Here is a 6,484-nt window from a genome sequence, read left to right as displayed (position 1 = left end):
CGATCACAATGTCAAGGTTGTTGTTTTCCAGTCTGCACACCCAGAGATTTTTGTCGCCCATGCTGACACGAATTTCCTCAAAGACATGTCTACAACAGCAGTATCACTTGACGAGGTGAAATTGCTCTATTTACAAACCACGCTGGAGCGTATTAGTAAACTGCCACAAGCGACTATCGCCAAAATCGAAGGGTTCGCACGCGGTGGCGGTCATGAATTTGCGCTGGCTTGCGATATGCGCTTTGCAGCTCGTGGCAAGGCAAAATTTATGCAGATGGAAGTTGGTATGGGCATCCTGCCTTGTGGAGGTGGTGCATCACGCATGGCTCGTCAGGTAGGTCTGGGACGTGCATTGGAAATTATTTTAAGTGCGCGTGATTTTGATGCAGATGAAGCACAAGCCTATGGCACTATTAATAAAGCTCTCGATGCGGACAAGATTAGTGCTTATGTAGATGAATTGGCAAAACGCATCGCCCATTTCCCCGCTGATTCGATTAATGCTTGTAAGCAGGCTGTTTACGCTTCAATCGACAAGCCAATCGAAGATGCCCTTAGAGAAGAAGCTTACTGGCTCTATCAAGCAACAAGTAAAACACCAGCGATTAAGCGTTTTCAAGTCGCAGATGACAAAGGCTTGCAAAATGATATGGAGAACCAGCGTAGTTGGGAGCAAGGGGTGATTGCTATTCAGGAAATCGAATAATGAAAATTCTTAGAAAAAAAATATGCAACGCTACCATTCTCATTACCGGTTCAACCGACGGTATCGGCTTAGAAACAGCCAAGCTTTTAGCTTCAGAGGGGCACGATGTTTTATTGCATGGTCGTAATTTAGGAAAACTCGAAAAAGTACAAAAAACACTTCTTGAACTCAAGGGTGGCGGACGTGTTGAAATCTACTTGGCCGATCTATCTCTCATGACCAATGTCGAGGTGCTTGCTAAGGCTGTGGCAGAAAAGCACTCTAAACTTGATGTGCTAATCAATAATGCAGGCGTTTATAATGCGCCCGATACTTTTACCCAGGATGGGCTTGATGTACGCTTTGCTGTCAATACGATCGCTCCCTATCTGCTTACACAAAGGCTATTGTCACTGCTCGGTACTTCAGGACGGGTGATTAATTTGTCCTCCGCTGCTCAATCGACCGTCCAAGCAGAAGCACTGTCTGGACGAATCCAGCTACTCGATAGAGCAGCTTATGCACAAAGCAAACTGGCGCTTACAATGTGGTCGCGCAGTCTAGCACTTTCTCTTAAGGATCGCGGTCCTACAATCATCGCCATTAACCCTGGTTCAATGCTAGGCAGCAAAATGGTGAAACAGGCTTTTGGGGTGACCGGCAGTGATATCCGCATCGGGGCAGAAATACTTACTCGTGCAGCATTGACGGATGAATTCAAAACTGCTTCAGGAAAGTATTTCGACAATGATTCAGGCCAGTTTGCCTCTCCTCATCCTGATGCACTTGATACAAAAAAATGCCAAGAAATTGTACGTGTGATTGAGGGGATTTTAGCTTAGACATTGGTGGTGCATTCAACAAGTAAATGAGAATTAATATTAGAACCTTTCTAGCACTAGCACTCAGCCTAAGAAGCCCAGCCTTTATATGGAATGGACTTTACGACAATCTACTTAACCCGAACTCAAGTTATTTACCTTGGGTGAAGAACAAGCAATAAAAGATACAGCTACTGCGATCCAAGATGTGTTACGCTGCTGGGGCTAATCACCTTGTTTGGAATACCATTTAAACGACAATACCTTGTTTCCATAGTCCTTAAGCATGTTAACCTTCTCAGCCCTATCTACATTCCTTCCCTCCTTCACTCCTTCCCTCCTCTACACCTTCCCACTTAAGATGGACTATAGTCATTTTTCTGGAGTTTTTTGGGAATGAGCGCAGCAGATCCCGTCAAGTTGATGAAGCAAGAAGTCGGCAAATCCGCCGCCGCCCTAGTAAAATCAAATTCGATTGTGGGTTTGGGTACGGGGTCAACTACAGCTTATGCAATTCAGTTTATTGGAGAGCGTCTGCAATCTGGCGAACTGAAGGATATTGTTGGTGTCCCTACTTCTTTTCAAGCGGAAGTTCTCGCCAAACAGTATGGTATTCCTCTAACTACCTTAGATGCTATTGACCATATTGATATTGCCATTGATGGAGCAGATGAAGTCGATCCCCAAAAGAATTTGATTAAAGGTGGTGGTGCTGCACATACCCGCGAGAAGGTAGTGGATTACCTCGCCAATCAATTTGTGGTGGTGGTGGATTCTGGAAAAGTAGTCAACAAACTAGGTTCTGTATTTGCAGTTCCGGTAGAAGTAATTCCCATGGCAGTTACGCCGGTAATGAATGCTCTGACAAAATTGGGTGGTAAACCAGAACTGCGTATGGGTGTGAAAAAAGCTGGCCCTGTGGTTACAGATCAGGGTAACTTAGTCGTGGATGTTAGATTTGATGATATCCCTGACCCTGTGAATCTAGAGAAAGTACTCAACAATCTTCCTGGGGTGCTAGAAAATGGCATTTTCGTCAATTGTGCTGATGTGGTACTAATTGGCGAAGTCAAGGATGGTAAGCCTCTGGTACGGGAGATGTAGAAGAGTGAGGGAGTGAAGGAATGATGGAGTGATGGAGGGAAAGAATGAAGGAGTGATGGAGTGAAGGAATATTAGGGAAATAACTTTGAGATTATATATTCCTAAAATTATAGACACACATCGTCTATGCTCCCCCCAATCTCTCACTCTCTCACTCCCCCACTCCCTATCTCAATACTTCCTCTCCTTGGGCTCAAACATGTTAATTGTCACGGGACGAGACTGGATATCAACGCCGGATGGGGAATAATATGCCACCGTATGCTTGAGAAAATTGCTATCGTCTCGCTGGGGATAATCTTCACGGAAATGTGCACCCCGACTTTCCCGGCGATTAACAGCAGATGCCATAATCATTTGCCCTACTACCATCACACTTTGTAATTCCAAAGCTTCAATGATTTCTGTATTCCAACATTTACCTTTGTCGTCTAAGTAAATTTGCGAATATTGTTGTTGTATTTCTTGTAACTTTTCAAATCCTGAATGCAATATATCCTCGGTCCGAAATACGCCGCAGTATTCGGTCATACAATCTTGGAAAGCTTGACGAACTTGATTAATTCGGTAATTTCCTGTTTGTTCTAACACAGTTTGAATGGTTTGCTGTGCCTGTTGGATGTAATTTTGCTCGTCTACAGCAGGTAACTTGCGATTCTGGACATATTCAGCGATCGCAGCACCAGCTCTACGTCCATAAACTATACATTCTAATAGGGAATTGCTACCTAGACGATTAGCTCCGTGTACGGAAACACAGGCACTTTCCCCGGCGGCAAAAAATCCTTCGACTAAACTATCATCACCACCACGCACCCGACCTTCAGTATTCACAGGAATCCCACCCATACAATAATGGATGGTGGGACGGACTGGCATGGGTTGATGTACTGCATCCACACCTACTAAACGATGTGCTTCTTCCCAACAAAAAGGAACACGGCTCATAATCTTTTCCTTACCCATGTGCCGTAAATCTAGATAGACAAAAGCACCTCCGGCACTACCGTCTGCATTTATACCTCTACCTGCACGAATTTCCGTAGTTATTGCTCGGGAGGTAATATCACGGGGAGCAAGCTCCATACGGCTAGGGGCATAGTTTGCCATAAAGCGATCGCCTTCGCTATTAATTAAATAGGCTCCCTCTCCTCGTACTGCTTCGGAAATCAATACTCCCACGGGATATAAACCTGTGGGATGGAACTGCACAAACTCCATATCTTGCAAGGGCAAACCAGCCATTGCTGTCATTGCTAAACCATCCCCTGTACAGGCAAAATCATTAGAAGTAGTATTATATACTCGACCATATCCTCCAGTCGCAAACATGACAGCCTTTGCCCGTACTACTTCTATTTGCCCATCCTGAATGTGATACATTACTAAGCCCTTTGCCTGTCCATCTTCCAAAATCAGGCGCATCACATACCACTCCTCATAAATTTGCACCCCATATCGCCGCAAATTGTTGACTAATTCATGCAAAATAGCATGACCAGTTTTATCTGCAGCATAGCAAGTACGGTTATGGGTATGTCCACCAAAAGCCCTTTGAGCAATACGACCATCATCTAAACGGGAGAATAATACCCCCATGTGTTCCAAATCAATTACTACACTTGCGGCCTCTTGTGTCAAAATTGCTACAGCATCCTGATCCGCTAAATAGTCAGAACCTTTGACTGTATCAAAAGCATGTGCTTCCCAGCTATCAGCAGAATCCACATTTTTTAAACTTGCAGCCATACCACCTTGAGCTGCTACAGAATGAGAACGAATCGGATGGGTTTTCGCAACTACAGCCACCTTTAAACTAGCATCGGTGCGAGCAATTTCCAATGCCGCCCGACAACCGGCTAAGCCACCACCAACAATAACCACATCAAAATCAACCATAGTTAACCCCTAATCGCCAATCAGCATTGTTATATATTAAAAATTTATTCGATTCCATCTGCAAATAAAAATCCCTGTTCAATAACAGGGATGCTATTGCAATCATAAATTGAAGGTTTGAGATAACACCGTTAATTGCCGGTTAGTAATTTGTGTAGATTTATAAACTTATTCCTTACTCATGTTCACCTTTATTCAGCTTAACTAGTTGCTTCTAAAGGAGTATTCTGGGGAATAGATCGAGACATAGCATCCTTTTTAGTCGCAGCTTCAAAAGGAAGTAATTCAATGTGATTTAACAGTGTAGTCACAAAAGCAAATAGCAAGAACGGTAGGGATAACAATACAATCAAGCCTACTGTAACCAAAGCATAAACAGGTTTAGTCGCTCCCATTAATGCTAATGCAGAAGCTAAACTTAAGGTAATTGTAACTAGCCAAACTATTATTTGACCATATATATCTCCAAAAGTCAGAGTACAGACAAATCGATACTTTTGCATATTAATCATTTTAATTTTCGCCTCTCGTTCCTTTAGTTTCTACATTAAAAGCGATGTTGGGTTTTTAGACGATTTCTAAATATTTTTGAAAGGTTCGTAATATCGCTTTACAATTGGCAAAAATCTGGAAAATTGAGACAAGTTTATCGCCAGAAAAAATAGCCTCTATCATAACCATAAAAATGTAAACGTCCAAAACCCATAAATTGTCCATGAGATTTTTCACCTACAGGGAAGCCAGTTACACCAAATAAATAAATACCACCATGCATGGGATTGTAGTATGGTTTCAAGCCAATAGTAATAGTTGTTCCTGGATAAACTGGAGGGTCAAATGTTATTGATACTGTTCGACTTTTTTTATCTCTAGTGACATCTTGGAGAGGAATTTTTTTACCTCGACGGGAAGGGGTGCCAACAAAACTAATAGTCTTTTTTAAGCGAAAATCTATGTTTTCCAGACCTTGATATTGGTTAATTGTTACTTTTTGTAGGGGTTCTCCCGCATTCTCTGGCAGACTAATGGTAAAGTAATATCTCACTCCTGAAACTCGAACACGGTTGTAGGTAGTTATCACCTTAACTAGACGAGGTGGTTGAACAAAATACACTTTACCATCTCGCAGTTGAACTGCCTGAGTTGGCAAGGCACTAAAACCCTTTATGAAAATTGTTCCAATTAAGGTTGTGGCGAATAATAATTCTATATATTTGATATATCTGATGTTATACATGAGAAATTATCCAAAAATTGATATATGTACAACTGTAGATACAACTTCCCAAGTCCTAGAGGTTTTTAGATGAAGGGAAAATTAATCATATTTGAAGGGGTAGAAGGTTGTGGTAAAACCACTCAAATGCAACTTTGTGATCAATGGTTACAGAGCTTGAATATCCCAACATTGATGACTCGTCAACCAGGGGGTACTGAATTAGGGTCACATATACGACACCTATTATTAAATAAAACAGATAACCAACCTATTGCCGATCGCACAGAGTTATTATTGTATGCAGCAGATCGCTCCCAGCATGTGGAACAATTACTCAAACCCAATCTTTTATTAGGAAAATTAATTTTATCTGATCGCTATATTTATTCTATGATCGCTTACCAAGGTTACGGTCGTGGTCTTGATACAAGTTTAATAGAACAACTTAACACTATTGCTACGGAAGGATTAGAAAGCGATTTAACTTTTTGGCTAGATGTTGACCCAGAGGTGGGGTTAAATCGCAAGCGTGGAGATGGTGATATATTTGACCGAATTGAACAAGAAAAAATAGATTTTCATCATCGAGTACAAGCTGGATACACTGCCTTAGCCACATCTGAACCACACATCATTATCAGGATAGATGGCAGTTTGACTAGGGAAGCAGTACAAGAAAATATTCAAGAAGTTCTGAAGAATAAACTTCAATCTTGGGGGTACATTACTATGTAGATAGGGCAATTTTTTTTGACC

The 6,484-nt window shown here is 41.9% G+C and carries 7 protein-coding genes; 4 read left to right on the top strand and 3 right to left on the bottom strand.

The features are described 5' to 3' along the window. The 3 genes from CALSC_RS04420 to rpiA form a co-directional block, all read left to right on the top strand. Positions 1–706: enoyl-CoA hydratase/isomerase family protein (locus CALSC_RS04420; protein WP_088240201.1), on the top strand; the 706-nt coding region annotated here is incomplete at its 5' end. Next, positions 706–1,527 (top strand): SDR family NAD(P)-dependent oxidoreductase, encoded by an 822-nt coding sequence (locus CALSC_RS04415; RefSeq protein WP_088240200.1) that lies wholly within the window; start codon positions 706–708, stop codon positions 1,525–1,527. The genes CALSC_RS04420 and CALSC_RS04415, both read left to right, overlap by 1 nt. Before the next feature lie 375 nt (positions 1,528–1,902). Next, a complete protein-coding gene (gene rpiA / locus CALSC_RS04410) occupies positions 1,903–2,610 on the top strand; it encodes a ribose-5-phosphate isomerase RpiA (RefSeq protein ID WP_088240199.1) in 708 nt (235 codons plus the stop codon). Positions 2,611–2,781: 171 nt separating this feature from the next. Here rpiA and CALSC_RS04405 read toward each other — a convergent pair whose 3' ends face one another. From CALSC_RS04405 to CALSC_RS04395, 3 genes are all read right to left on the bottom strand, one after another. Next, positions 2,782–4,509, bottom strand: coding sequence for a succinate dehydrogenase/fumarate reductase flavoprotein subunit (locus tag CALSC_RS04405; protein WP_088240198.1), 1,728 nt, complete (start codon positions 4,507–4,509; stop codon positions 2,782–2,784). A 200-nt stretch (positions 4,510–4,709) separates the two neighbouring features. Continuing rightward, positions 4,710–5,021, bottom strand: a complete 312-nt coding sequence (locus CALSC_RS04400; RefSeq protein ID WP_088240197.1) for a hypothetical protein — start codon at positions 5,019–5,021, stop codon at positions 4,710–4,712. 134 nt (positions 5,022–5,155) lie between these two features. Beyond that, a complete protein-coding gene (locus CALSC_RS04395; protein WP_088240196.1) occupies positions 5,156–5,746 on the bottom strand; it encodes a DUF2808 domain-containing protein in 591 nt (196 codons plus the stop codon). A 69-nt stretch (positions 5,747–5,815) separates the two neighbouring features. Between CALSC_RS04395 and tmk the strand changes: the two genes are divergently transcribed. Then, positions 5,816–6,463: a dTMP kinase gene (tmk, locus tag CALSC_RS04390; RefSeq protein WP_088240195.1), complete on the top strand. Its 648-nt coding sequence runs from the start codon at positions 5,816–5,818 to the stop codon at positions 6,461–6,463. Positions 6,464–6,484 lie beyond the last annotated feature (21 nt).

This window comes from Calothrix rhizosoleniae SC01, from assembly GCF_900185595.1.
In the GTDB taxonomy this organism is placed as follows: Bacteria; Cyanobacteriota; Cyanobacteriia; order Cyanobacteriales; family Nostocaceae; genus Calothrix_A; species Calothrix_A rhizosoleniae.
This window is presented reverse-complemented; position numbering and strand designations above follow the sequence as displayed.

What these genes read in the sequence shown, in the direction of transcription:
- CALSC_RS04395 (WP_088240196.1), bottom strand. Translation starts at nt 5,746, where the DNA reads ATGTATAACATCAGATATATCAAATATATAGAATTATTATTCGCCACA.
- CALSC_RS04415 (WP_088240200.1), top strand. Translation starts at nt 706, where the DNA reads ATGAAAATTCTTAGAAAAAAAATATGCAACGCTACCATTCTCATTACC.
- tmk (WP_088240195.1), top strand. Translation starts at nt 5,816, where the DNA reads ATGAAGGGAAAATTAATCATATTTGAAGGGGTAGAAGGTTGTGGTAAA.
- rpiA (WP_088240199.1), top strand. Translation starts at nt 1,903, where the DNA reads ATGAGCGCAGCAGATCCCGTCAAGTTGATGAAGCAAGAAGTCGGCAAA.
- CALSC_RS04400 (WP_088240197.1), bottom strand. Translation starts at nt 5,021, where the DNA reads ATGATTAATATGCAAAAGTATCGATTTGTCTGTACTCTGACTTTTGGA.
- CALSC_RS04405 (WP_088240198.1), bottom strand. Translation starts at nt 4,509, where the DNA reads ATGGTTGATTTTGATGTGGTTATTGTTGGTGGTGGCTTAGCCGGTTGT.